This is a genomic window from Rhizobium phaseoli, assembly GCF_001664385.1.
GTDB classification, from domain to species: domain Bacteria; phylum Pseudomonadota; class Alphaproteobacteria; order Rhizobiales; family Rhizobiaceae; genus Rhizobium; species Rhizobium phaseoli.
This window is the reverse complement of sequence record NZ_CP013536.1, coordinates 442,719-468,164: the sequence shown is the minus strand read 5'-3', so window position 1 is coordinate 468,164 and position 25,446 is coordinate 442,719. Positions and strand designations below refer to the sequence as shown.

21 protein-coding genes and 1 pseudogene are annotated in these 25,446 nt (G+C 61.6%); 12 read left to right on the top strand and 10 right to left on the bottom strand.

Going from position 1 to position 25,446, the window contains the following annotated elements; genetic code table 11:
* Window position 1 precedes the first annotated feature (1 nt).
* The 4 genes and pseudogenes from repA to AMC88_RS29310 form a co-directional block, all read right to left on the bottom strand.
* Window positions 2-1,195, bottom strand: coding sequence for a plasmid partitioning protein RepA (repA, locus tag AMC88_RS29320; protein ID WP_037145828.1), 1,194 nt, complete (start codon window positions 1,193-1,195; stop codon window positions 2-4).
* Window positions 1,196-1,470: 275 nt separating this feature from the next.
* Window positions 1,471-2,784 (bottom strand): hypothetical protein, encoded by a 1,314-nt coding sequence (locus tag AMC88_RS29315; RefSeq protein WP_064830197.1) that lies wholly within the window; start codon window positions 2,782-2,784, stop codon window positions 1,471-1,473.
* Window positions 2,785-2,882: 98 nt separating this feature from the next.
* Window positions 2,883-3,103, bottom strand: a pseudogene (locus AMC88_RS32820) (AbrB/MazE/SpoVT family DNA-binding domain-containing protein).
* Window positions 3,104-3,169: 66 nt separating this feature from the next.
* A complete protein-coding gene (locus tag AMC88_RS29310; RefSeq protein ID WP_004679097.1) occupies window positions 3,170-3,922 on the bottom strand; it encodes an SDR family oxidoreductase in 753 nt (250 codons plus the stop codon).
* 334 nt (window positions 3,923-4,256) lie between these two features.
* Between AMC88_RS29310 and AMC88_RS29305 the strand changes: the two genes are divergently transcribed.
* From AMC88_RS29305 to AMC88_RS29275, 7 genes are all read left to right on the top strand, one after another.
* Entirely contained in the window at window positions 4,257-7,892 is a 3,636-nt protein-coding gene (locus AMC88_RS29305) for a PAS domain-containing protein (protein ID WP_064830196.1), read from the top strand.
* Window positions 7,889-8,530, top strand: coding sequence for a response regulator transcription factor (locus AMC88_RS29300; protein ID WP_012489926.1), 642 nt, complete (start codon window positions 7,889-7,891; stop codon window positions 8,528-8,530). Before AMC88_RS29305 ends, AMC88_RS29300 begins: the two co-directional genes overlap by 4 nt.
* A 2-nt stretch (window positions 8,531-8,532) precedes the next feature.
* Entirely contained in the window at window positions 8,533-8,910 is a 378-nt protein-coding gene (locus tag AMC88_RS29295) for a response regulator (protein WP_004679103.1), read from the top strand.
* Window position 8,911: 1 nt separating this feature from the next.
* Window positions 8,912-9,604 (top strand): response regulator transcription factor, encoded by a 693-nt coding sequence (locus AMC88_RS29290; RefSeq protein ID WP_004679105.1) that lies wholly within the window; start codon window positions 8,912-8,914, stop codon window positions 9,602-9,604.
* A 146-nt stretch (window positions 9,605-9,750) separates the two neighbouring features.
* A complete protein-coding gene (locus AMC88_RS29285; protein ID WP_010020497.1) occupies window positions 9,751-10,143 on the top strand; it encodes an ArsR/SmtB family transcription factor in 393 nt (130 codons plus the stop codon).
* A 129-nt stretch (window positions 10,144-10,272) separates the two neighbouring features.
* On the top strand, window positions 10,273-10,938 hold the full coding sequence (locus AMC88_RS29280; RefSeq protein WP_004679108.1) for a nitroreductase: 666 nt from the start codon (window positions 10,273-10,275) through the stop codon (window positions 10,936-10,938).
* A gap of 82 nt (window positions 10,939-11,020) precedes the next feature.
* The gene (locus AMC88_RS29275; protein ID WP_004679109.1) at window positions 11,021-11,593 is read left to right on the top strand and encodes an NADPH-dependent FMN reductase; all 573 of its coding nucleotides are present in this window, start codon (window positions 11,021-11,023) and stop codon (window positions 11,591-11,593) included.
* Between the two features lie 126 nt (window positions 11,594-11,719).
* Here AMC88_RS29275 and AMC88_RS29270 read toward each other — a convergent pair whose 3' ends face one another.
* The 6 genes from AMC88_RS29270 to AMC88_RS29245 all read right to left on the bottom strand — a co-directional run bounded on the left by AMC88_RS29270 (window position 11,720) and on the right by AMC88_RS29245 (window position 20,033).
* On the bottom strand, window positions 11,720-12,907 hold the full coding sequence (locus tag AMC88_RS29270; RefSeq protein ID WP_004679111.1) for a galactarate dehydratase: 1,188 nt from the start codon (window positions 12,905-12,907) through the stop codon (window positions 11,720-11,722).
* A 12-nt stretch (window positions 12,908-12,919) separates the two neighbouring features.
* The gene (locus tag AMC88_RS29265) at window positions 12,920-14,131 is read right to left on the bottom strand and encodes a mandelate racemase/muconate lactonizing enzyme family protein (protein ID WP_064820274.1); all 1,212 of its coding nucleotides are present in this window, start codon (window positions 14,129-14,131) and stop codon (window positions 12,920-12,922) included.
* Window positions 14,128-15,849: an ABC transporter ATP-binding protein gene (locus AMC88_RS29260; protein ID WP_064820275.1), complete on the bottom strand. Its 1,722-nt coding sequence runs from the start codon at window positions 15,847-15,849 to the stop codon at window positions 14,128-14,130. The genes AMC88_RS29265 and AMC88_RS29260 overlap by 4 nt, the downstream gene beginning before the upstream one ends.
* 7 nt (window positions 15,850-15,856) lie before the next feature.
* A complete protein-coding gene (locus AMC88_RS29255) occupies window positions 15,857-16,978 on the bottom strand; it encodes an ABC transporter permease (RefSeq protein WP_004679118.1) in 1,122 nt (373 codons plus the stop codon).
* Window positions 16,979-16,987: 9 nt separating this feature from the next.
* Entirely contained in the window at window positions 16,988-17,974 is a 987-nt protein-coding gene (locus AMC88_RS29250; protein WP_004679120.1) for an ABC transporter permease, read from the bottom strand.
* 118 nt (window positions 17,975-18,092) lie between these two features.
* Entirely contained in the window at window positions 18,093-20,033 is a 1,941-nt protein-coding gene (locus AMC88_RS29245) for an ABC transporter substrate-binding protein (RefSeq protein ID WP_064830195.1), read from the bottom strand.
* Window positions 20,034-20,372: 339 nt separating this feature from the next.
* Here AMC88_RS29245 and AMC88_RS29240 point away from each other — a divergent pair, with 339 nt between their 5' ends.
* The 5 genes from AMC88_RS29240 to AMC88_RS29220 all read left to right on the top strand — a co-directional run bounded on the left by AMC88_RS29240 (window position 20,373) and on the right by AMC88_RS29220 (window position 25,446).
* Window positions 20,373-21,086, top strand: coding sequence for a FadR/GntR family transcriptional regulator (locus AMC88_RS29240; protein WP_012489932.1), 714 nt, complete (start codon window positions 20,373-20,375; stop codon window positions 21,084-21,086).
* Between the two features lie 20 nt (window positions 21,087-21,106).
* On the top strand, window positions 21,107-21,937 hold the full coding sequence (locus tag AMC88_RS29235; RefSeq protein ID WP_064820277.1) for an NAD-dependent epimerase/dehydratase family protein: 831 nt from the start codon (window positions 21,107-21,109) through the stop codon (window positions 21,935-21,937).
* Window positions 21,934-22,821 (top strand): SMP-30/gluconolactonase/LRE family protein, encoded by an 888-nt coding sequence (locus tag AMC88_RS29230; protein WP_064820278.1) that lies wholly within the window; start codon window positions 21,934-21,936, stop codon window positions 22,819-22,821. Before AMC88_RS29235 ends, AMC88_RS29230 begins: the two co-directional genes overlap by 4 nt.
* 23 nt (window positions 22,822-22,844) lie before the next feature.
* Window positions 22,845-23,795 carry a dihydrodipicolinate synthase family protein gene (locus AMC88_RS29225; RefSeq protein WP_064820279.1) on the top strand — a complete coding sequence of 317 codons (951 nt, stop codon included), beginning with the start codon at window positions 22,845-22,847 and terminating at the stop codon, window positions 23,793-23,795.
* 64 nt (window positions 23,796-23,859) lie between these two features.
* Window positions 23,860-25,446, top strand: coding sequence for an ABC transporter substrate-binding protein (locus tag AMC88_RS29220; RefSeq protein WP_064830194.1), 1,587 nt, complete (start codon window positions 23,860-23,862; stop codon window positions 25,444-25,446).

The following is a 25,446-nucleotide window of genomic DNA, read 5'->3' as shown; positions in this document are numbered from 1 at the left end:
TCTATTTCCTTCCCCAGGTCGAGCGAATATGCGCCTCGATCTCGCTGTTCACGAGATTGAGCGATTCCAGCGCCCGGTCGTAGGTTCCGCGAGTGAATTGAGACCGCTCGACCTCGTAAAGCGTCTGCTTGGTGACGCCGGCGTCGGCAACCGCTGTCGACTTCACCATGGCGTTGTGAAGCATTCGATTACCGAAGATCGCCCGCATGAAGCCGGTCATCTGGCTCTGCGGCCCGTCGTTCGGCTCGAAGCGCGTCACAAGATAGCGCATCCAGTCATAGCTGGTGCGCCCGCCGGCCCTTTCGACGACCGACATCAGTTCACTTGTCATCGTCAGAAACTGCGACATCGACATGACGTCGAGCATCTGCGGGTGGACCGTGATCAATACCGAGGTCGCTGCGCAGAGCGCCGACATCGTCAGGAATCCCAACTGCGGCGGGCAATCGACGACAACGACGTCGTAAAGGCTTTCGATCTCGGTCAGCACCTCGCCGATACGCGCAAAGAACATCGTCTCCGCCCTTCCGGAAGCCATCGCCTTCGGCGTCTCATGCTCGAATTCCATCAATTCGAGATTTCCCGGAATGAGATGCAGATTGGGCGTATAGGTTGCGCGCACGATATCGGCGATTGGGCGTGGTTCCTCGTATCGGATCGCCCCGTAGATCGTCTCGCCTTCGCCGACGTCGAACTCCGGCTGATGGCCGAACAAGGCGGATAAGGAGGCCTGCGGATCGAGGTCGACGGCAAGCACGCGGTAACCGCGCAACGCCATGAACTGCGCCAGATGAGCAGCCGTGGTGGTCTTGCCCGAACCGCCCTTGAAATTCATGACAGAGACGATCTGGAGCTTTTCTCCAGGCTTGCGGGCGGGCACATATTTCGGCGTTCCGTTTCGCTCGTCGAGAACGCGGCGGATCCGGTCCATGTCGGTTGCGCTGTAAAGTCGGCGTCCGTTTGCGAGCGGATCGGGCCCGTGGCCGTCGGCGGCGACCTGCCTGAGATAACCTTCGCCGATGCCGATGAAGGCTGCCGCTTCCGCCGGCGAGAAAGTGCGCATCGTCTTCTGGGAAAGCGGCGGGAAGATTTTTGCCTGATGCTGCTGAAGCTGATAGGACAACTCCTTCGCATCTGTTGCTAGAAGCGACGGGAGATGCTCTTGATCGTCTTGAAGAGCAAGACTCGGCTGCATGATCGTTTTCCCAAGTAACTGCGCAATTTTGAACGAAAGCGCTTCAGTTGCGCAGTTACTATATGCCGCGATTCGTGAGCGAATTACAAATGGTTAACCGGACCACGCCTCGACGCACACGAAACGGGTTCGGAAATCTGGCAATTCGCGGACCGATCGGCGGGTGATTCCCATCCGAGCGAGGGCTGAAGGCCACGGCTCGCGCCATCGGTCATGCACATGAAATTCATAAAATTATGGCAATGCCGCGGGCGGGACGGAAAGGCCCGGGCCGACTACTGCCCGTCGTCTTTCAGATAGTTGTTGCCGTTGATCACCAGGAGCCCGTCGGAACTCTTGTCCGGTTCGAAAATGCTCAGGCTCTCCGTCTTGCCGGTCGCGTCGGTCAGGTCGAGGCGATAGCCGCAAAGCCTATAGCGTCCGCTGGAGCCCGGCCGATCGCCCGACGCCGTCATCCCCGACTGCGATCCGCCGATTTCGTTCGTCATCGAAGCGCCGGACCAGCGGCTGCGTTCGAAAGTGCCGTTTTTATGCAGCGTCAGCCTATTGCTGGCGGCAACTGATCCCGACGACGTTGCGGTCATGCCGCTCGAAGCGAAGGTGTAGACCCATGCGCCGTCGAGCGTCGCGCCGTCCCGGAATGGCGGCACTGCGCGATAATCGTCTCCGTCGATTACCAGATCATCGCCCTTTTTCGAAAGGGGCTTCGTCTCGATCTCAATCGTGCCATAGGCCGAGGTGAGGCTGCGCATTTCGATCGATCCGGCAGAGGAGAAAAGGCCACCACCGGTGAGTTTGTAAAGGCCGCAGTCGGATGGGTTTTCCCTACAGTGCTCGACAATGCTCCGGCCACCCTTCGGCAGTTTCGTGCTGAACAGTCCCTTCGGCTCGAACATGGTGATCTCGCTATCAGAATAGAAATCCACGCCGCCGAAGACATTCGGGCGGACACCGGTATCGAGATGGGTAAAGACGCCGTCGAGCCCGCCGTCATCGCTTGCAGGAACGAGATCGAAATCCTTATCCGAAGGATCGAGCTTCACCGAGCGCACGAGAGCTTCAAAATCGGCCTCGGCGCTTTGACTTCTGTCGCCTTTGAGGTTCAAGAGCACGAGCTGCAGATAGGCCTGCCGCTTGTCGTTGGCGACGCCTACGACGATCTGGCTGATGCTGACATTCTCCTGCTGAACGCAGCAACGTTCCTCCACGCGGATATCGTGGCCATTTATGGTCACCCCGTAATGCTTGATCAGGATATCTTCCTTGGCCATCTCGGGCAGCGATGCGACGAAGCTCTTCACGCCGGCCGGAAGGGAATTGCGCCCGCCCGAGAGCGGCTTGGAGATCTGGATCAGTGCGCTGCCGCGCTTGTCGTCTTCCGTTTCGGGGAAATCCTTCTGCAGCATGAAGAGATCGCCTTTGCCGGCCTTCCTCCAACCGGAAGCAGCATCGGGCAGCGTCACCGTCAGCCCGCCAATATCTGCGGATGCGGCGAGTGCCTGCGGGCAGGATAGAAGGCAGAAGAGGACAACAAGGAGTTCCAAGACCGATTTGACCCCGCGGATCCGCTCGCTGTTCCTGTTGCCCATGTGCCCCTCCCCTGCCGTTTCGGCGACCGCCGACCGGACTTGGAGCAGGACCGGAGATTTTCAACCTTGGGCTTCATGAAGATTTTTTGAAATCTGGCTCACGCCGCAAAACGCCAGCTTAAAGATCCGGCGATATCAATTTCAGGGAGGGGAAATAAGTGCGATAGCGCCCGACACCCTGCGTCGACAGCGCGCACCAGAACCACCCGGCCATCGGCAGCGCGATGAAAATCGACCCTGCTGCCGGCAACGATGCCGAGCATGTCCCGGACCGGTTTCGGGATGGTGACCTGCCTTTGGCGGTAACGGTCGTGGCCATTCTCGCAGCTCAGTAATGCCTTCTTTTCGAAAGGTATTACCTCGCGCAGCAATTTCAAACCGGCCGTTAGGCGGCCATCGATTGGAAGAGCCAGTTGGAGAGCATCTGGCTCGCCGTGCGGGCGCCGGCACCGGGAAGCAGCACATTGCCGGTCAATTCGACGTCGAAATAGGGAACGGACGGATCGGTCATCACCGGCCGTTGGTCTTCGTTTGCGGCGAGATAAATCCGCGCGATTTCGTCCATTCCGAACTGTTCCGGGCCAGCGATCTCGACGATATCGCCGACGGGACTTCCCGCTGCCAGTTCCATCAGAAACGCCGCGACGTCACTGGCGGCGACCGGCCGCATTGCCGCGGGGGGCAAGCGAAGGACGTCGCCTTCGGCACCGATTTCGATCAAGCCGTTGATGAACTCGTAAAACTGCGTCGAGCGGAGGATCGTGTAGCCTCGGCCGGAAGCACGGATGAGATTTTCCTGCACCAGTTTCGCGCGGAAATAATCGCTTTCGACGAGGTAGGGCGTGCCGACGACCGAGAGCGCGAGATAATGCCTGACATTGGCTCCGGCCGCAGCGGCGAGCAGGTTCTTCGTCGATGTTCTGAAGAAATCGAACGCCGAACTATCGCCGAATGATGCGGCATTGGTGACATCGATGACGATTTCGTTTCCCGCCATCGCCGCTTCGAGGCCCCTGCCGGTCACCGTATCGACACCAAGCGATAACGATGCGACCGTGACATCGTGGCCTGCCCGGCGCAGTTTCGCCGTGAGTTGCGTTCCGACTAAACCGCTTGCTCCCGCTACCATGATCTTCATATCGACCCTCTCCATCTCAGCCCAATGCTCGCGGTTCAGCCGACAATGACCGGAAAGTCAGAGAGCTTCCATCGTACCGGAGGTCCGGCGTCCTAGTCCTTGGGCCTAGGTGAGCCAGCCTCCGGTATAGGGTGCGCCATCGAATAAAGCGGACTCAGGTATCCCTTTGCTCCGATATCCGGCTACCTCACGCGCAATGCATGGGTTTCCATGAGTTGCGGTTGTGGTGAGGCAGGATTACGGTTCGAACATGAGCTCGCCGGCCCCAAAATCAAAAACAACCACCGCAAATGCTGACAACCCGCCGGTTATTTCTGTCCGGCAGGAGCAGCTGATGATGAACGTCTGGTCGCATCGTCCCAGGCTTTTGCATCTGAGCTTCTTTATTGCGGCTTATGTGCTTGCCTGCGGCTTTGCTCAATCTCTGGCGATCGTGCCTGGAACCGGCATTTCCATCTGGCCGGCGAGCGGGCTGTTCATCGCGACGCTTATTCTCAGCTCCGGCTACAGCTGGCCGTGGTGGGTGCTGGGCGGCTGTCTGGCAGAGATGTTCAGCAATGTCCTGTGGTTTCATAGTCCACCGGCTGCCGCCTTTCTGATCTATGTCGGCAACGCCCTGGAAGCGCTGGTCGGGGCCTGGTTGGTGAACCGCGTCTTGAAACGGCCGGTGCGGCTGGAAAGCCTGCAGGAAGTCCTTACTTTCGTCGCGCTCGGCGCCGGGGTTGCCCCGATCGTCAGTGCGACGGTGGGAAGTGCGACGCTTGCCTGGTTCAGCATCCTGTCGCAATCCTTCATGACGGCATGGCCTCTTTGGTGGATCGGCGATGCTACCGGCGTCCTCATCGTGGCGCCGCTGGCGCTCGTCGTGCTCCACAACTGGCGCGGCAGACCGCAGCTTTCGAAAACACAATGGATGGAAGCCTGTATTCTCGGACTTATCTTCCTCGCCGTTGCCGCTCTTTCGCTGAGCGGCTACCTGCCCTTCGCCTACATCATCATGCCGCCTCTCCTGTGGGCCGCGGTCCGCTTCGAGTTCAAGGGAGCGGCAGTCTCGCTCGTGCTGCTGGCACTGATAACGGCGGTCTTCACGATAACGGGCGCCGGCCAATTTGCGGGCGATCCGGAGTCGCAGAAAAACAAGCAGATCATGCTGCAGCTTTTTCTGGCCATCTCGGCTCTTTCGGCGCTCATTGTCGCCGCCATTTCCCGTCAGCATCAATTGGCGACCCTTTCACTGCATCAAAGCTTGGAGGCATTGCGCGAACGGGAACGCGAACTCTCACAACTCGTCGACATGGTGCCGAGCCACGTCTGGCGACTGACGCCCGAGGGCGAGCCGACTTTCTTCAACAAGCGCATGGTCGACTTCCTCGGCCTTGATGTGGCGGACTCCGACAAGCCGGATATGAGCCGGCTGGAAGCGGTCGTTCTGGCCATCGTGCATCCCGACGATACAGCTGAATTCAGGACAGCGCTCAGCCATTGCCTCCTCACCGGCGAGACCTTCGCCATGCGCTATCGGCTGCGCCGGGCCGACGGCGTCTATCGCTGGATGTCGAGCCGCGCCGAACCGCTGCGGGATCAGGCCGGCAATGTCCTCCAGTGGTATGGGCTTTGCCACGACATCGACGATCAGGTCCATGCCGAAGAGGCGCTCCGGCAAAGCGAACGGCAGCTTCAGCAGATGATCGATGCCGTTCCGGTCCGCGTGTGGAGCGTCGAGCCCACCGGCGGCTCGATCTACTTCAACAAACGGTATCAGGACCATTTTCGCGCCGTCATTGCCGATTTCGACGCTGCCGGCGAGCCGAGCATCGAAGATCTGCTGCAGCAGCTGATCCATCCCGAAGATGCGCCCGACGTTCAGCGCACCTTGCGGCAGTGCTTCGAAAGCGGCGACGGTACCGCGATGCGGTTTCGCTGGCGCGAACAAGACGGCGTCTACCGCTGGGCCGAATGCAGGGTGGAGCCGCGGCGTGATGAAGACGGAAAGGTCGTGCAGTGGTACGGCGTTTCCCTTGATGTCGACGAGGAGGTGCGTGCGCTGGAGGCCCTGCGTGACCGCGAGCGCGAGCTGTCGCAGCTCGTGGACATGGTCCCGGCCCAGATCAGGCGGCTGACACCGACAGGCGAGCCTGTCTTCTTCAACAAACGCCTGATCGACTTCTTCGGCCTCGACGTCGGCGACATGGATCAGCCGGGCGTGAGCCGCCTGTCGGCCGTCATTAATACACTTGTCCATCCCGATGATGCACCAAGGCTGCTTCAGACGGTTCACCGCTCGCTCGTCAGCGGCGATCCCTTCTCGATCAAGTACCGTATGCGCCGTTTCGACGGAGCCTATCGCTGGGTCGACGGCCGCGCCGAGCCGCTGCGGGATCAGAACGGGGCCATCACCCAATGGTACGTCATCTCAGTCGATATCGACGATGAGATGCGCGCACAGGAAGCGTTGCGCGAGCGCGAGCGCGAGCTCTCGCAACTGGTGGACATGGTTCCGAGCCTGCTCTGGCGGCTTGACCAGGACGGCACGCCGACCTTCTTCAACCAGCGCCTGATCGATTTTCTCGGTCTCGACATCATCGATATGAAAATGCCGGGTCTAACCCGGCTTGCAGCTCTCATCGAAGCCGCCGTTCATCCTGACGATGCCGCCAGCCTCACCGAAGCACTCCACCACTCCCTCGCCACCGGCGAACGCTTCTCCAAGCAATATCGCCTGCGGCGCGCCGATGGCGTCTATCGCTGGGTCAGAGGCAGCGCCGAGCCCCTCAGGGACGAGAACGGGCGGATCATTCAATGGTACGGCTTGACGCATGACATTGACGATCAGCTTCGCATCGAGGAGGAGCTGCGCGAGAGGGAGCGTTCGCTCTGGCAGATCGTCGAAACGCTGCCGGCGATGATCGATTGCGCGGCCCCCGACGGAGAACCGGTATACCGCAACCCCCGGCTGCGCGACTTCCTCGGTTACAAGCTGGAAGAATTGGACGGAACAGGAAAAACCCGGCTGGACGGCACGCTCGACGCAGGCGTTCATCCCGACGACGTGGCGAGCGTCAAACTGGATTATGCCCATTCATTGCGCACCGGCGAGCCCTATGCGCGCAGGCATCGCCTGCGGCGGTTCGACGGCGAATACCGGTGGGTCGAGACACGCGCTGCGCCGATGCGCAATGCCGAAGGCGTCATCGTCCAGTGGAATGTCATCTGCCTCGATATCGACGGAGAGGTTCGGGCGGAAGAGGATCTGCGTCAGGTGCGCGAGGGCCTTGCGCGGGCGAGCCAGGTGGCGAGCCTCGCCGAGCTCTCGGCCTCGATCGCCCACGAGGTGAACCAGCCGCTCGCCGCCGTCGTCGCAAACTCGCATGCCTGCCAGCGCTGGCTGATGGCCGACCCTCCGAATATGGAGCGGGCGCAAAGGACGGTCGAGCGCATCATCCGCGACGCCAACTCGGCGGCGGATGTCGTCAGCCGTATCCGCGCCCTGTTCAAACAATCCGCCGACAGGAGAGTTCATACGGCGCTTTCAGGCGTCGTCAACGAGGCGCGCAGCCTCATGGCGGACGAAGCGGCGCGCCGTCGCGCCCGGATCGAGGTTTCGGTCGATGACAACCTTCCGCTCATCGCCGTCGATCGCACCCAGATCCAGCAGGTTCTGATCAATCTCATCCGCAACGGCATCGAGGCGATGGATGGCGTTGCCGGCGACAAGGCGATCGAGATGCGCGTGCGCCATATGGGCAATACCATCCAGACCGAAATCAGCGATCGCGGCTACGGGATGGAGTTTCCCGAGAAGATGTTCGAGCCGTTCTTCACGACCAAGGAACACGGCATGGGCATGGGTCTGGCGATCTGCCGCTCGATCGTCGAACTGCATGGCGGACGATTGTGGGCGGAGAAGAACCAACCGCACGGAGCAACGTTGATCTTTACATTGCCCATTGAAACAAAGGCGGCGTCATGACGGCGGACGACCATATCGTCTTCATCGTCGATGACGATGAACGTATCCGTGAAGCGCTCGGCGAGCTGCTGGATTCGCACGGCATGCGTGCCGTCGCCTTCGAATCGGCCGGCGATTACGTGAAGATGGACAAGCCGGATGTCCCTGCCTGCCTAATCCTCGACATCGAACTGCCCGACATCAATGGCCTCGACCTGCAGGGACAGATCGCCGACGGGGATCATCCGCCGATCGTCTTCATCACCGGACATGGCGACATCCCCTCCTCCGTGCGTGCGATCAAAAGCGGCGCCGTGGATTTCCTCACCAAACCGTTCAGCGATGCCGATCTCATGGCGGCGATCCACGCGGCGATTGCCCAGGATCGACGAAAGAGAGGCGAACGCGCCGAACTCGACATGCTGAAACGGCACTATCTCGACCTGACACCGCGCGAGCGCGAAGTGCTGCCGCTCGTGGTCAGCGGTCTTCTCAACAAGCAGGCGGCAGCCGAACTGGGGATCAGCGAAGTGACACTGCAGATCCACAGAAGGAATGTGATGCAGAAAATGGCGGCGGCGTCGCTCGCCGATCTCGTCCGGATCGCGGAGAAACTGGAAATACCGATTACCCACTCGCGCCGGGTGGGGGGGAATTGAACATGAACGAGACAAGACATGTCGTCGCCGTTGTCGATGACGATCCAAGACTGCTTGAATCGATGGGCGACCTTCTGGAATCGGCGGGTTATGTGGCCCGAGGCTTCCCGTCGGCGGGCTCGCTGCTCGTCAGCGGGTTGTCGGACCTGGATGTGCTCATCACCGATATCGGAATGCCCGGTATCGACGGCTTCGAGCTTCGCGATCTTGTCAGGAAGTCACGTCCGGAATTGCCGGTCTTCTTGATCACGGGCCGCCACGAGATCGCCGATCAGGGCCGCGCTCAGGGCACCGGCGGATTTTTCCGCAAGCCCTTCGATGCCCAGGCCCTGCTGGCGGCTATCGCCAATGCTTTACATCAATCGAGAGATGGAGGGTAACATGAGAGTTGACCAGCCGTTGCTGCGGAGATCGGCGTCGTTATCGCTGCAGTGCAGATATCAAGAGGACCAGCCGCTCGTCGTTATCGTCGATGACGACGCATCGGTACGCGAGGCGCTGTCCGAGCTGATCCTGTCTGCCGGTTTCCAGTCGGTCAGTTTTGCCTCGACCCGTGAATTGCTTGACGCCGACATATTGGAAAACCCCGGCTGCCTGATCCTCGATGTGCGCATGCCGGGAGCAAGCGGCCTTCACCTGCAGAGCCATCTGGCCGAGAACGGCATTTCCAAACCGATCATTTTTCTGACCGGGCACGGCGACATTCCGATGACCGTCCAGGCAATGAAGGCGGGCGCCGTGGATTTTCTCACCAAACCGGTGCGGGATCAAACGCTGCTCGACGCCGTCACCGCGGCCATTGCGATGGATGCCGAACGACGGGTCGAAGCCGCGATCGCCAAACGCAATATCAAGCGCCTGGAGACGTTAACGCAGCGCGAGCGCGAAGTGCTGCACGAAGTGGCGCGCGGACGCCTCAACAAACAGATCGCCTTCGATCTCGGCATCAGCGAGGTGACGGTCAAGCTGCATCGCAGCAATGTGATGCACAAGATGGAGGCTGCGTCGATCGGTGAACTGATCAGGGCCTGGGAAACGCTGCCGGCGCAAATGCGTCAGGCCGGCTCGCGTTAGCTCGGCCTGGCGCTTTCCAATGAAGACTGTCCAATTCATGCGCGCCGTATCCGATTCGCGTTGAAAAAGACGCCGCGGCGCCAGCAATGGGTTTCGGCTTCGCACCCATGCGTTATCTCTAAATTAAAGCTCAGGGATATGACTTCATGCCCGGCTTTGATTCCATAAGGAGATCACGCCTGTACACTCGATCGTCAGCCACGCCTTCGCGCGAAACCAACGCCTTCGACATCGAGGCAACCTTCTTGTCGGCCATGGGGAACGCCAAACGGCTCCACATTCTGCATCTGTTGACCGAGGGAGAAGTGTCGGTGACCGACCTGGCGGATGAAGTCGGATTGAGCCAGTCTTCGACTTCCCAGCATCTGGCAATTCTTCGAGAACACGGACTCGTGCAGACACGACGGGTTGCCCAGACGATTTATTATTCCCTTCAGTCGGGCATGGCGAGGACGATGCTCGATACGCTCGCCGATATCTTCGGATCGCGCCGTCGCTCTCCGGAAGAACGCGTCCGAGCCAGCCACCTGATCAAATGACCATGTTGCTCCTGCCGCTCAACCCCTGAACGTTTGATGTACGCCTCCTAGACCAGGGTGTGGTTACGCCTCCATTGCGAATGGAGATAATGAACCACAGCAGCAACGGAACGGTCAGGAGAGGCGATCATGGACGTCTATGAGGCAGTCACAAGCCGGCGGTCGGTGCGCGGATTCAAAGACAAGCCTGTGGCGAGGGAGATACTCGAGCGCGTGCTGTCCGCTGCTGCCTGGTCGCCGTCAGGATCGAACATCCAGCCGTGGAACACCTATGTGATGACCGGCGCATCGCTGGCCGAACTCAAGACTTCGGCCGTCGAGCGCGTGGCCCACGGCGACCCCTGGGACAAGCGGCAGTACGAGATGTACCCGGCCGCGCTGAAGTCCCCATACGGGGAGCGCCGATCCGCCTTCGGCAAGGAGCGCTACAGCGCGCTCGGCATTGCCCGCGAAGACTGGGAGGCGCGCCAGCGGGCAGCAATCGCCAACTGGAACTGCTTCGGCGCGCCCGCTGCCCTGTTCTGCTACATCGACCGTGACCTGGGCCCACCCCAATGGGCCGATGTCGGCATGTATCTGCAGACCGTCATGCTGCTGCTGCGCGCCGAAGGACTGCACAGTTGCCCGCAAATGGCATGGTCACAGGTTCGCGAGACAGTCGCGGAAGCCCTGTCACCGCCGGACGGGCTCATTCTCTTCTGCGGCATGTCGATCGGCTACGAGGACCCCGCAGTCAGTTTTGCCCGTACGGGCCGCGCGCCCCTCGCCGAGACGGTCACTTTCGTCGACAATTAATGCCTGCGCTAAAGGAACAAGAGACCTCTTCGATGCTTCCTGCGTGATAGGTCTTCTATGATCCGCGATATTGGAGAACCCCATGACCACGCATAAAGTCGGCTATCTCATCGGCAGCCTCGCCAAGGGATCGATCAATCGCAAGCTCGCCAGGGCGTTGGTACGGTTCGCCCCGCCGGAACTTGAAATGTCGGAGATATCCTTCAAGGACCTGCCGCTCTACAGTTACGACTATGACGCCGACTACCCGCCGGCCGGCAAGGCATTCAAGGCGGCCATAGCCGCTGTCGACGCCGTGCTGTTCGTCACGCCGGAGTATAATCGATCGATACCCGGCGGGCTGAAAAACGCCATCGACTGGGCGAGCCGCCCTTACGGCACCAACTCGTTCACACGCAAGCCGTCAGCGGTGATCGGCACGTCGCCGGGCGCGATAGGCACAGCAGTCGCCCAGCAGAATCTGCGCAGCGTGCTGAGCTTCTGCAACTCGCCCCAGATGAATGCCCCGGAAGCCTACATCCAGTTCACCCCGGGGCTGATCACCGATGACGGCGAGGTCACGAACGAGGCCACGGCGGATTTCCTTCGCAAATTCATGCAGGATTTCCATGTCTTCATCGCAAGGGTTCGCTCGGTGCTGCCGAGAGATGCTTAAAGCCTTTTGTATGCATGTCGTTGTCCCGGAACCGCTTCACACTTCCAGGCGACATGCATCGGAGCATAAAAGAAACTGGCCGCTTCCATGCGGCAGCAGCCAGTTCCTGATTTTCGAGCAACGTCTTCAAGCGAAGGCGTAGGAGCCGTCCGGCCGCTTCGGCACGCGCCGCTGCCAGTGGATGTAGCCTTCCTCCTCCATCGCCTTCTCGTCCATTTCGACGCCCCAGCCGGGCCGGTCGGGACGCAGTTCGAGATAACCGTCTTTCGGCAGGTAGGGGTCGACGACGTACCGGGTCTCTCCCTGGCGCTTCTCGACATCGAGGCCGCCATAAACATAGGCCTGGCCCTTCGGCAGCCGATATTCGAGGATGCGGAAATTCTGCGCCGCCGCCGAGAAATGCACGTTGACGGCAGTCGCGAGCGGCCCCATCGGGTTGTGCGGAGCAACGCCGACGAAGTAGGCTTCGGCAAGGGTGGCGATGCGGCGCATCTCGCTGATGCCGCCGACGACGCAGATATCGGGCTGGATCAGATCGGCGCCCTTGACCTGCAGCAGCCGCAGGAACTCGTTCCTGTTGTAGAGCGACTCGCCGGTTGCCAGCACGCAGTTGAGGCCCTGTTTCAGGTCACCCCAGGCCTCGATATTCTCCGGACGCAGCGGCTCCTCGAAAAACAGGGGATCGTAAGGCGCCAGCGCATTGCCGAGCTGCCTTGCGGCGATCGGCTCAAAAATCTTGGCATGGGCGTCGAAGGCGATCTCGTATTCGTCGCTGACCGTCTCGCGCAGCGAGCGGAAATAATCCGCGGACGCCTTCACGACATTGCCCCAGCGATTGGAATGCATATCGATGCGCCAGGGACTGAGCTTGAAGGCGGTGAAACCCCAACCCTCCTTCAGGCGGTCGAACTCGTCGCGGGCGGCCGGTGCATCGGGCGCGGTGTAGACCCCGGCATAGACCTTGATGCGATCGCGCACCTCGCCGCCGAGCAGCTTGTAAACCGGCACGTTCGCCGCCTTGGCCGCCAGATCCCACAGGCAGTGATCGAGCGCGGAGATTGCCGCAAGGCCGAGCGCGCCCGGCGGGAAGCGGCTTTGCTGGATCAGCAGGTTGACCAGATATTCGACGCGCGTCGGATCCTGCCCTGAGATGAATCCATAGAGGTAATCGAGCAGCGGCGGCAGCGCCTTGTCGGGGCCATGATTGTAGCACTCGCCCCAGCCGGTGAGCCCATCATCGGTATCGAGCGCGACGATTACGCGCGGACGGTCCTTGTCGCGGGTCATGAAAACCCGCATGCGGTCGATCTTCATCAGTCTATCCTTCTAGCGATTGAAATAGCTGCGGCGTGCCACGCGCGTCTGCACGTAGACATGCTCGTTGTCGGTGCCGGGATTGTAGGCGCCGGCGGCTTGCGGCACCGAAACATTGCCGGCGCTGGGGAAGCGGGCGACGAATTCCTCGTCGATATCGCAGCCCAGCCCCGGACGATCGGGAACGGCAATCAAGCCGTCGACCTGTTCAGGGTGCGGCACGATCGTTTGGCGCCGGCCGCCCCAGTCATCGTCGAGGCGCTCGAGGATTAGAGCGTTCGGGATGGCGGCTAGCAGATGCAGGGCCGCATACTCCGCCACCGGCCCGAGCGAGCCGGAATGCGGCGCCATCTGGATATGATGGGCTTCAGCCATGGCCGCGATCTTCTTCATCTGGGTAATGCCGCCGGCCCGGCCCGTATCGGGCTGAATCACGTCGACCAGTTCCCTCTCGATCAGCTCGCGTTCGCCGAAAATGGTTGCCGAACGCTCGCCCGCCGCAAGCGGAACATGGGCGGCGTCGCGGATGCGCCGGTAGCCTTCGATATTCTCGGGGGCGATCGGGTCTTCAACCCACATCAGCTCGTAGGGTTCGAGCGCGCGCACCAGCCGGCAGGCATCCGCTGGCGTCAGCCATGGCGGTCCATGCAGGTCGATGGCAATATCCATGTCGTCGCCGACGGCATCGCGCAGCGCTGCAACCTTGCGAACGGGATCGGCGACGCCACCGCACTTGATCGCCCTGATGCCACGCTCCTTGAGCGCAAGCGCCCGCTCGGGCGTATTGGCATGCGAATAGATCGGGATCCGGTCCCGCACCTTGCCGCCGAGCAGCATCCAGACAGGCACGCCGAGCGCCTTGCCCTTGATGTCCCAGAGGGCCATGTCGATGCCGGTCATAGCCCCGCCTCCGACGGTTCCGAGCATGCCGTGCCCCATCATCGCGATATGCATCTTCTGCCACAGGCGCTCGATATGTGCCGGATCCTCGCCAATGAGCAGCGGCGCAAGGTCGTGGATCGCCGTTTCGACAACGCGCGGCCAGCCTGAGCACTCGCCGATGCCAGTGATGCCTTCGTCGGTATCGATCTTCAGAAAGAGCCAGTTTCGGGTGCCGCCGAACTGCTTGGAAGTGCGATCGCCAGACCGCTGGTCGGCAGCCCAATTGGAGGGGTCGGGCTGGCCGACATGCATGAGAAACGTGCGGATTCCGGTGATTTTCATCTCTGAGAACTTCCATTCTTCAGACTGTCGGGCGCGACGTAACGGAAGCGCCTGGAATGATCGCGGTCCCGCGGATCGGGGCGCGGGATCGCCGAGATCAGCGCCTGGGTATAGGCGTGCTCGGGCGTATTGCAGACCTTCTCCGCATCGCCGATTTCGACGAGCTGGCCTTTGTACATGACGCCGACGCGGTCGCACATGTAGCGGATGACGCCGATATCATGGCTGATGAAGATGTAGGCGAGTCCGAGTTCATCCTGCAGGCGCATCAGGAGATCGAGAACCTGCGAGCGCACGGAGACGTCGAGCGCCGAGGTCGCCTCATCGGCAACGATGACACGCGGATTGAGCGTGATGGCGCGGGCAATGCCGATGCGCTGACGTTGGCCGCCGGAGAAAGCGTGCGGGTAGCGTTCGCGCGCCCGCGGATCGAGGCCGACCTGCTCCATGAGTTGGCAGACGCGCTCGTCCAGCGCCCGTCCCTTTGCGATGCCATTGACGAGCAACGGCTCGCCGATAATCTGGGAAACGGTCATGCGCGGATTGAGGGAGCCGAACGGATCCTGGAACACCATGCGCAATTCCCGCCGCGCAGCGGCAAGCGTCTGACCCTTGGCTGTTGCCAGATCGATGACGTCGCCGCCGGCGCGGCGGTAGAGGATTTCGCCGGCGGTCGGATCGAGCAGCCGCATGATCGAACGGCCCATCGTCGTCTTGCCGGATCCGCTTTCGCCGACAATGCCGAGCGTCTCGCCCGGCAGCAGCGAAATGGAGACATCGTCCAGCGCTTTCACGTCGCCGAAATTCATCGACAGATTGCGCAGTTCGAGGATGGGCGCCGCCGTCTTGTCGAGCGGTGCGCGCGCCAGCCGGATTTCGGCCTTCTGCTCCAGCTTCAACACCGAACCGATCAGCATGCGGGTATAGTCATCTTTCGGCGCATGAAAGATCTGCTCGACCGGCCCATATTCCTTCGCCACGCCGTTATGCATCACGAGCACGTCATCGGCGATCTGCGCCACGACGCCCATGTCATGCGTGATGAAGAGAACGGCCATGCCGTTCGCCTTCTGCAGGCGGGCGATCAGGTCCAGGATTTCGGCCTGGGTCGTCACGTCGAGGGCCGTGGTCGGCTCGTCGGCAATCAGAAGCTGCGGCTTGCAGGCCAGCGCCATGGCAATCATCGCACGCTGACGCATGCCGCCGGAATATTGGAAAGCATAGCGATCCAGCGCTTTTTCCGGAAAGGGAATCTCGACCTGCTTCAGCAGCGATATGGCCTCGGCCCGCGCCTCCGCCTTGCTCATCCTGGTGTGCAGACGAAGCGCCTCGACGATCTGGTTGCCGACCGTGTGGATCGGCGACAATGACGACATCGGCTCCTGGAAGATCATGGCGATGTCGCGGCCGCGGATCGCCCGGATCTGGCGCCCGCGTGGATTGAGGTTGGTCAGATCGGTCGAGCCGCCGTTCTGATCGTTCAAGAGGATCGATCCTGCCGCAATTCGGCCGGGCGCATCGACGATCTGCAGGATCGAACGGGCGGTCACCGACTTGCCGGATCCGCTCTCGCCGACGACGCAGAGCGTCTTGCCCGGTTCGATCGAGAAAGACAGATCGTTGACGGCGCGAAAAACACCGGTGCGCAACGGGAATTCCACGGTCAGGTTTTTCACCTGAAGCAGCGGCTTGCCGGCAATGGAAACGATATCGGTCATGCCGGCCTCATTTGTTGTAGGGATCGGCCGCATCGCGCAGGCCGTCGCCGAGAAGGTTGAGCGCCATCACGGCGACCACGACGGCACAGCCCGGCATGAAGAGCCAGGGTGCGGTGGCGATCGAGCGAATGTTCTGGGCTTCGCGCAGGAGCACGCCCCAGGAGATGGTGGGCGGCTGCAGACCGAGTCCCAGGAACGAGAGAGAGGTTTCGGCGAGGATCATCGCCGGCACGGCAAGCGTGATCGATGCGATGATGTGGCTGGCAAAGCTCGGCAGCATGTGACGAAAGATGATGCGCCTTTCGCGCACGCCGTCGAGTCTCGCCGCGGCGACGAATTCCTCGGTGCGCAGCGACAGGAAGCGGCCGCGGACGACGCGGGCGAGCTGCGCCCAGCCGGTCAGCGACAGGATGATCGTGATCATCATATATTGCAGCGTTGCCGGCCAGTCCTGCGGCAGGGCCGCGGCCATGGCGAGCCAGATCGGGATCGTCGGAAGAGACAGCACGAAGTCGATCACGCGCTGCATGAAGAAATCGATGCGGCCGCCATAATATCCGGAGATTCCGCCGATCACGATGCCGAGCATCAACGACAGGAAGACGCCGACAAGGCCGATCGACAGCGAAACCTGCGAACCCTGCACCGTCCGGCTGAAGACATCGCGCCCGAGCCGGTCGGCGCCGAAGAGAAGCAGCGGCGTGGTCTTGTCGGGCGAGGCGATCAGATGGATGTTGGTATTGAACAGGCCAAATACCGAATATTCGTAGCCGCGCCCGAAGAACTGCACGTCGACACGTTTCGTCGTGTCTTCCTTGAAGATAGCCGCCAGGGTTTCCGGATCGCGGGTCAGCTTCATTGGATAATAATGCGGGCCGAAGGAAAACCCGTTCTCGGTATCGATCAGATGCAATTTCTGCGGCGGATGAAAGGTCGCCCGCGCATTTTGGAGGTTCGGATCGTTAATGGCGAAGAAGCCGGGAACCAGGGCAACGATATACATCAGCACGGTAACGACGAGCGCCACCATGGCCAACCGATGCCGGCGGAAAGCCCACCAGATCAGCTGCCACTGCGATGCAACGGCGGCGCGGTCCGGCTGCAGATTTGTAACGGTGATGTCGGCCATATCAGGCTCCTATTCCAACCGGATGCGGGGATCGACCAGCGCAAGCAGGATGTCGCTGATCAGGGAGCCTATCAGCGTCAGAGCGCAGATCAGCAGAACGAAGGCGCCCGCCAGATACATGTCCTGGGCCATCAGTGCCTGCAACAGCAAGGGTGCTGCCGTCGGCAGATTGAGGACGATGGCGACGACCACCGAGCCGGAGATGAGATTGGGCAGCAGCCAGGCGATCGTCGAGATGAACGGATTGAGCGCGATCATCAGAGGATATTTCATCAGCAGCCGGAACTCCGAGAGCCCTTTTGCCCGCGCCGTCGTCACGTAGGGCTTCGGCAGTTCGTCGAGCATGTTGGCGCGCATGACGCGGATGAGGCTCGCCGTCGAGGAGACGGCAAGAATGATGACGGGAAGCCAGAGATGCGAGAAGAGATCGACCATCTTGGCGAAGCTCCACGGCGCATTCTCGTATTGCGGCGAAAACAGCCCGCCGACATCCTGGCCGAATTCGACCGCCGCGATGTACATCAGCACCAGCGCCAGCAGGAAGGAGGGAACGGCCAGACCGAAAAAGGTGAAGGCGGTGAAGAAATAGTCGCCGATCGAATATTTGCGCACGGCGGAAAAGACACCGATCGGCAGAGCGATCGCCCAGGTGGCGATCAAGGTCGAAAGCGCCAGGACGAGGGTCAGCGCCATGCGCTCCCAGATCAGGTCGGAGACCGGCTGCTGCCATTCGAAGGAGATGCCGAAATCGCCGCGCGAGAGGATGCCCCAGATCCATTTGAAATATTGGATGAGCATCGGATCGTCGAGGCCGAAGCGCTCGCGCAGCTGCGCCGCGGTGTTCTGGTCGACGATCTCGTTGGAGGCTGCCAGCGTCGCGATATAGGTGGTGACATAGTCGCCCGGCGGCAGCTGGATCAGCACGAAAGCGAGAAAACTGACGGCAAAAAGCGATGGAATCATCCATAGCAAGCGTTTGGCGATAAAGACCAGCATGAGGCGCCTCTTGCATTGAACGCCGCCCTCCGGCCCTGTCGGCGATCAGCGCCGGCAAGGCATCTTTGAAGGCGAACCGAAGAAAGCGCCGTACCGTCGGTACGGCGCTCGATCAAAATCAGCTCGTGAAGGTGAACTGCTGCGGCATCGCCGGCCCCGGATTGGGCCAGGACCAGCTGTCCGGCTGCTTCTCGGGAACATTGCGCAGATTGTTGCGTATGATGCCGAAGCCACCCACGGCAAGGCAAAGCCCGACCGTCTCGAATTCTTCCGCCGCGATATCGAAGATCTGCTTCATGATCGCGCCGCGCTTGTCGAGATCGGCGGTCGAACGCGCCTCGTCGAAGAGCTTCATACGCTTCTTCTGGCTTTCCGGCGGCTCTTCACCACGCGCACCGTTGGAGGTGTACCAGAGCGTCCACGGAATGGCGTAGCGCGAGCCCTGCGGATGGAAGGCGAAGAAATCGCGCGGATCGAGCATCGGATCGAGGCCGCCTGGCCCCGGCCACACCGCCGCGTCGTGGGCGTTGTCGTCGCCGCGGGTATAATAGAGCGCCCGCTCGATCGTGTTGACCTTCATGTCGACGCCGATCTGGGCCCAATGCGTTTTCACCAGCTCGAGCGCATCGACGAGATCGGGATAGAGCGTTGGAATGACGTCGATCGAGAAGAACACCTTCTGCCCGTCCGGCCGAACGCGCATGCCGTCGCCACCTTTCTTGTAGCCGGCCTGGTCCAGCATGGCGCCTGCCTTGTCAGGATCGTATTCGGTGAACTGGCGCGCATATTTTTCGTGATACCAGGGGTGGGTGGGGCGCGGTCCGGCCTGATAAGGCTCGCTCTGCCCGAAATAGACGATGTCGATGAGTTCCCGGCGATTGATGCCGATCGAAAGCGCCTGCCGGAACGATTTATCGGCAAACATCTTGCGCATGGCAGGATCTTTGTGGGTGATGTTGAAGTAGATCTGGCACTGCTGCGAGGCGGAAGGCACGAGCGTCAGCAGGCGGTAGTCGCCCTTCTGCATGTTCTGGGACAGCGTCGGCTTGTTGGCGAGCACGCTGATGTGGCGCTCCTGAATGTCGATCTTTCCGGAGATGACGTTCAGCATCAGCGATTCCACATCCTGCGAAATGCCGAAGTTGATCTCGTCGATATAGGGAAGCTGGTTGCCCGATGTATCCACCTGCCAGAAATAGGGATTGCGGGCCATCACGACGCGGGTCGCGCCGCCGACATAGGGCTCCTTGACGACCCAGGGATCGAGCGTCGGCTTATCGACATTGCCCCAACGCGTCGGGATCTCGATATCGCCGCAGCGGCTGCGGAAGAGCTCCGTCCAGCTGGTCACACCCGCCTTCTTCGCATCGGCCTCGATATTGGGGTTGTACTTCGGCAGGAACTGACTGCAGTAGTGCTTGGGAAACAGCGTCGGGTGCTGGCCGAGGGGCGTGGCGAGATTTTCCAGATAGAGCGCGTTCGGCGCCGCGAAGGTGAATTTCACAGTACGATCGTCGATCTTCTCGACGGTGACGGGCTTGCCGGCGACGGCAAGCTGCGCCGGCGTCGAACTGTAGAGCTCGGTGTTCTTGACGCAGTCTTCGATCGCAAAAACGATGTCATCGGCGGTGAAGGGATGGCCGTCGGACCAGCGCACGCCTTCGATCAGATGGAAGGTGAATTGCGTCGCGTCGTCACTGACCTCCCAGCTTTCGGCAAGGTTCGGCTGCACGGCGGTGAATTCCAGGTTCCAGCGCACGAGGCTCTGGTTGCCGACCATGCGCAGAATGCCGTTGTGATCCGATGAACCGCGCAGGCCGCGCCGCAGCGTACCGCCGTAGGTGCCGACCTTTTCGAACGGCGTCACCACCATCGGCTTTTTCGGCAGGCGCTCGGCGAGCGGCGGCAGTTTTCCGTCCTTGACGAGTTGCGCTAACGCCGGCGCCTCGCCTCCCGGAGCAGCGAAAGCGCGACCGGCGACGGACAGCGCTGCAACGCCGGCCATACCGCCAAGCACGGCGCGGCGGCTGACACCGCGCGACAGAATTTCATTGGGCATCGAGTTCCTCCCTGTTTGGGCCGGCGCAACTTCTGTACCGGCTGGTGCGGCGGGCTCCCAACCTGCCGTTTCGCGCCCTCCTCGGCGCTGCGGACGAAACCATAACCACGTTCCCAGATGATTACAAGAGTTGACAGATAATTACAGATTCGATAGCGATTCAGCATCACATGCCCTGCCAAGGTCCTTGCCGAGGGCAGATATGGGATGAGAAGACCGAAAATCTGTGAGATGTTGTCACCGTCACCTCACGGTCGCGACAGCATGGCAGGATTTCGGGCCACAGAGATATCCCGGCGCCAGCCGGCCGGCCTGCGCAATGGGGAGAAAAGAACGATAATGACAGTCGCTGTCGATGCCGTTTCCAACAGAGGCGCAACGCGCTTCAGCGACATCATCTACGAGAAGATCGTGGGGATGATCGCGGACGGCACGTTTCCCGTCAATGAGCGGCTGCCTTCGGAGACGAGGCTGGCTGGCGATTTCGGAGCATCGCGACCGGTCGTGCGCGAGGCGCTGGAGCGGCTCAGAACCGACGGTCTCGTCGTCTCGCGCAAGGGTTCGGGATCTTACGTCCGGCAGCGCCCGGATTCATCGATGCTGACAATGGTTCCGGTCGGCTCGCTCGCCGATGTCCAGCGGTTCTTCGAGTTCCGCGCCGGTCTGGAGGCCGAGGCAGCCGAGCTGGCAGCACGCAACTGGCAGCCGGCCGACAAGGAACGGATAACGGCCGCCCTTCTTTCGCTCGAGCAATGTCTGCGCAACGGCGAACTTGGCGCTGAGGAGGACCAGGCCCTCCATGACGCGATCGCAGCGGCGACAGGCAATCAGTTTCACATCACCGTTCGCGAATGGTTCAAGCCGCATTTCGCCATCGGCCATTCCGTGACGCGAAGCCTGAGCTTGAAACGCACGCCGGAGCAGATCCGCAGCGTCCAGGACGAGCATGCGGTGATCGTGGAGGCGATCTTCGCGCGACGGGAGACCGAAGCGCATGACGCGATGAAGAAACACATACTGAATGCGCGCGCCCGGATGTTTCAGGGGGTTTGAGCGACGATGGGAGGAAGATGATGAGACGGATCGCCATGACAGGCGCCGCGGGACGGGTCGGAACGCTGCTGCGCCCGTTTCTTCGGCAGCATGTCGAGCATCTCAGCTTGATCGACGTTCATGAACCTGCGGATCTGGCCGAGAACGAAAGCTTTATCGGCGCCGATCTGTCAAAGCTCGACGAGGCGACGGCGGCTCTGGCCGGCATCGACGGCGTCGTTCATCTCGCCGGCCTTGCCGGCGGCGTCGACATGAACGCGATCTTGCAGGCGAATGTCCTCGGTACCTACAATCTTTACGAGGCTGCGCGGATCAACAGGGTCGCGCGGGTGGTCTACGCCTCCAGCAATCACGCGACCGGCTTTTATCCGCGCGGCCAGATCATCTCTCCGCTCGATCCCATGCGACCGGACAGCCCCTACGGGCTTTCCAAATGCTGGGGCGAGTTGGTGGCGGGGCTCTATTACGACACTTCGGGCATCCGGTCTCTTTCCATCCGCATCGGCAATGCCGGCACCTATCCGAACAGCGAGCGGTCGATCGCGATCTGGATCAGCGCGCGGGATCTGGCGCAACTCGTGCGGATCGGGCTCACCCATCCTTCGATTGGCGCAACGGTCGTCTACGGCGTCTCCGATACGGACGAAAAATGGTGGGACAACGATCTGGCGGCACGGCTCGGCTATCAGCCGCAGGACCGGCCACGTGATCACGCCCACATCGAGGATGGCGCGGAGAGCGCGGTCGCCCGCGCATTCCAGGGCGGCGGGTTCTGCGAATTCAATCACGACGGCACCATTCGCATCCGCGATGGCGAGGGTCTCGCCAAAAACCCGGAGACGGTCTCGTGACGGCGCCGCGCATCAATGAACCGAAGATCCGTTCGGTGCTGCAACAGCCGCTGACGGTGGGTGAATCGCCCGTATGGGACGAAGAGACCGGCGCTCTCTGGCTTGTCGACATCCTGGCGCCCGCCGTGCTGCGGCTTTCCCCGGGAGGCACGGTCGACCGTTTTGCAATGCCGGCTGCGGTCGGCTGCCTCGGGCTCTGCCCTGACAACAGGATCGTCGTCGGTCTTCAAACGGGCGTCCATCTCTTCGATCCCGTCTCGGGCGATATCGAGTTTCTTTGCGATCCGGTCGGGCGCCACGTCAACGGCCGCCTCAACGACGGCAAGGTCGGCCCGGACGGACACTTCTGGGTCGGCTCGATCAGCGAAGCCAAGCCGCAGGTGAATGACGCCGCACTTTTTCGCGTGGGAGCCGACGGCAGCGCACGCGCCGTCGCCAGTGGTCTGACGAGTTCCAACGGCCTCGCCTGGTCGCCTGACGGCCGGCGGATGTACCACTCCGACAGCCGGCAATGTTTTCTGCAGTCCTTCGACTTCGATTGCAGGACTGGCGAGCTCGGCAAAGGACGCCGTCTCCGCAGCTTCACCGAGGAAGAGGGGCGGCCGGACGGGGCGACCACCGATCGCGACGGGTTTTACTGGAGCGCCGGCGTCTCTGCCGGCCGTCTCAACCGAATGTCGAGCGACGGAGAAATCGTCGAAATCTATCATCTGCCGGTAGCGGCACCGACCATGCCATGTTTCGGAGGGCCTGATTTCAGGACGCTCTTCGTCACCAGTCTGTCGACCGACCGGACCGGACGTTTCGAGGCTGGCACGGTCATCGCCTTCGACGTGGATGCGGAGGGGCTGCCGCCCTTCCGCTTTGGCAAACAGTCATCTTGATGGAAAGCGAGCGGGGTAGAACAATGAGAATCGCGAGCATGCGCAAGGCGCTTACAGGCGTGTCGGGGGTGCCTGTCACGGCTTATGACGGCCGGGGCGAAGTCGAACCCCGGATTACCGCGAAAGTTTATGCGCGGGTGGCTGCGGCGGGCATTCACAACATCGTCGCAGCCGGCAATACCGGGGAATTCTACGCGCTGACGCCGCAGGAGATCCGGATCGTCCACGAAGCGGCGGTCGCAGGCGTCGACGGGCAAGCGCCGGTGACGGCGGCGGTCGGCCGATCGCTGCGCGAGGCGATCGGCATGGCCAGGGATGCGGCGGCGATGGGTGCATCGGCCGTCATGTCGCACCAGCCCGTCGATCCTTTCGCGGCACCTTCGGCGCAGATCGATTATTTCTGCAACCTCGCCGATGCGTCCGCCCTGCCGCTCGTCGCCTATGTCAGGGCCGAGGGTTTCAGCGTCGCGGAGATCGTCCGCCTCGCCAATCACGGCAATATTGCCGGCATCAAATTCGCGACGACCGATCTGATGCTGCTGTCGCGCGCGATCCCCGCCGCCAATCCCAATGGCGCGCTCTTCGTCTGCGGCCTGGCGGAAAGCTGGGCGCCGACCTTCACCGCAGCCGGCGCACGCGGCTTCACGTCAGGCCTCGTCAACGTCGCGCCGAAGCTTTCGCTCGCCGTCCACGACGCGCTTGAAAAGGGCGATTTCGCCGCGGCGAGAGCAATCGTCGGCAAGCTCGAACCCTTCGAGCGGATGCGGACCAAATTCCGCAACGGCGCGAACGTGACGGTCGTGAAAGAAGCCGTCACCTATTCCGGCCTCGATGTCGGGCCGGTCCGCGCGCCGGGACTGCCGCAGCTCGATCAGCAGGACCGCGAGGAGTTGCATCGCCTGCTTCGAGGATGGGAGGCCGAGGGCGACATTCAAACACAACCGGACCGGCAGGCGGTGAAGGCTGCCGGCTAAGTTCGAAACGTTCTTCTGCATGCAACAGGCGCGGGATGGCGCCATGAGATTGGGAGGTCTTGAGATGCTGAAACAGCTACTGACGACGATCGCGATTACCGGCGCCCTGGCGGCGGCGCAGCCGAGCTTGGCGGCATCGCCGCCCAACATGCTGGTGATCGGGACGAATCTCACCGGTATCCGGACGCTCGATCCGGCCCAGAACAATGCCCGCACGGTGTCCGAGCTGATCTCCAACCTCTATGACAACCTCGTGCAGCTGTCGCCGGACGATCTGAAGACGCTGAAGCCGATGCTGGCGACGCAATGGAGCGTCTCACCTGACGGCAAGATCATCACGCTAACCCTGCGCGACGATGCGGTCTTTCAGAGCGGCAACAAAGTGACAGCCGAGGATGCGGCCTGGTCGATCCAGCGCGTTATCAAGATGGGTCAGGTCGGCTCGACCGATGTGGCGCTTTGGGGGTTCAAGGCCGATAATGTCGAGAAGCTCGTTCGCGCCAAGGACGAGCATACGCTGGAGATCGAGCTGCCGCAGGCCGTGAATACGGATCTCGTGCTCTATTCGCTGGCCGGCTCATCGATCGGCATCGTCGACAAGAAGACGGTGCTGTCGCATGAGGCGAACGGCGACTTCGGCGGCGCCTGGCTCTCGGCCAATTCCGCCGGCAGCGGTCCGTTCAGCCTGGCGCAGTGGCGGCCGAACGACGTGGCGATCTTCAATGCCCAGCCGAAATACTGGGGCGGCAAGCCGGCCATGGCCCGCGTCGTCGCCCGCCACATTCCGGAATCGGGCAATTTGAGGCTTCAGCTCGAGGCAGGCGACGTCGATGTCGGCCAGTATGTGGCAAGTGGTGATCTCGATGCGCTGGCCAGCAACAAGGACATGGTCATCGACAATGTTCCGGGTCTCGGCTTCTACTATATCGCCCTCAACCAGAAAGACCCGGATCTGCAGAAGCCGAAGGTTCGCGAGGCCTTCCAGCATGCCTTCGACTGGAAGGCGATCTCCGGCAACATCATGCGCTACACCGGCTTTCCCTGGCAGTCGATGATCCCGCGCGGCATGATCGGCGCGCCCGAGGAGGCAGCCGTTCGCTATGATTACGACCCCGCCAAGGCCAAGCAGCTGCTGGCCGAGGCGGGTTATCCCAACGGCCTGAAGAAGGTGCTCAACCCCTCGGGAGCCCCGACCCTGCCCTTCGCGGAAGCGCTGCAGGCGAGTGCGCGCGCCGCCGGCTTCGATCTCGATCTCGTGCCCGGCGAGTTCACACCCGCCTTCCGCGAGCGCAAATTCGAAGTGCTGCTCGGCAATTCCGGCGCCCGCCTGCCCGATCCCTTTGCTGTCGCCACGCAATATGCCTTCAACCCCGACAATAGCGACGAGGCACGCCTCGGCAGCTATTATCTCTGGCGCACGGGCATGAAGGTGGACGAACTCAACACGCTCATCGACCAGTCGATGCGCGAGCGCGACACGGAAAAGCGCACCGACATCTTCAAGAAGATGGACGGCATCTATGCCGGCATGGCTTCGCCGCTCGTCATCTTCTTCCAGCGAACCGACCCCTATGTCATGCGCGCCAATGTCAAAAATTATCACGGGCACACGACATGGTCGACGCGCTGGCATGACGTGACCAAGGAGTAG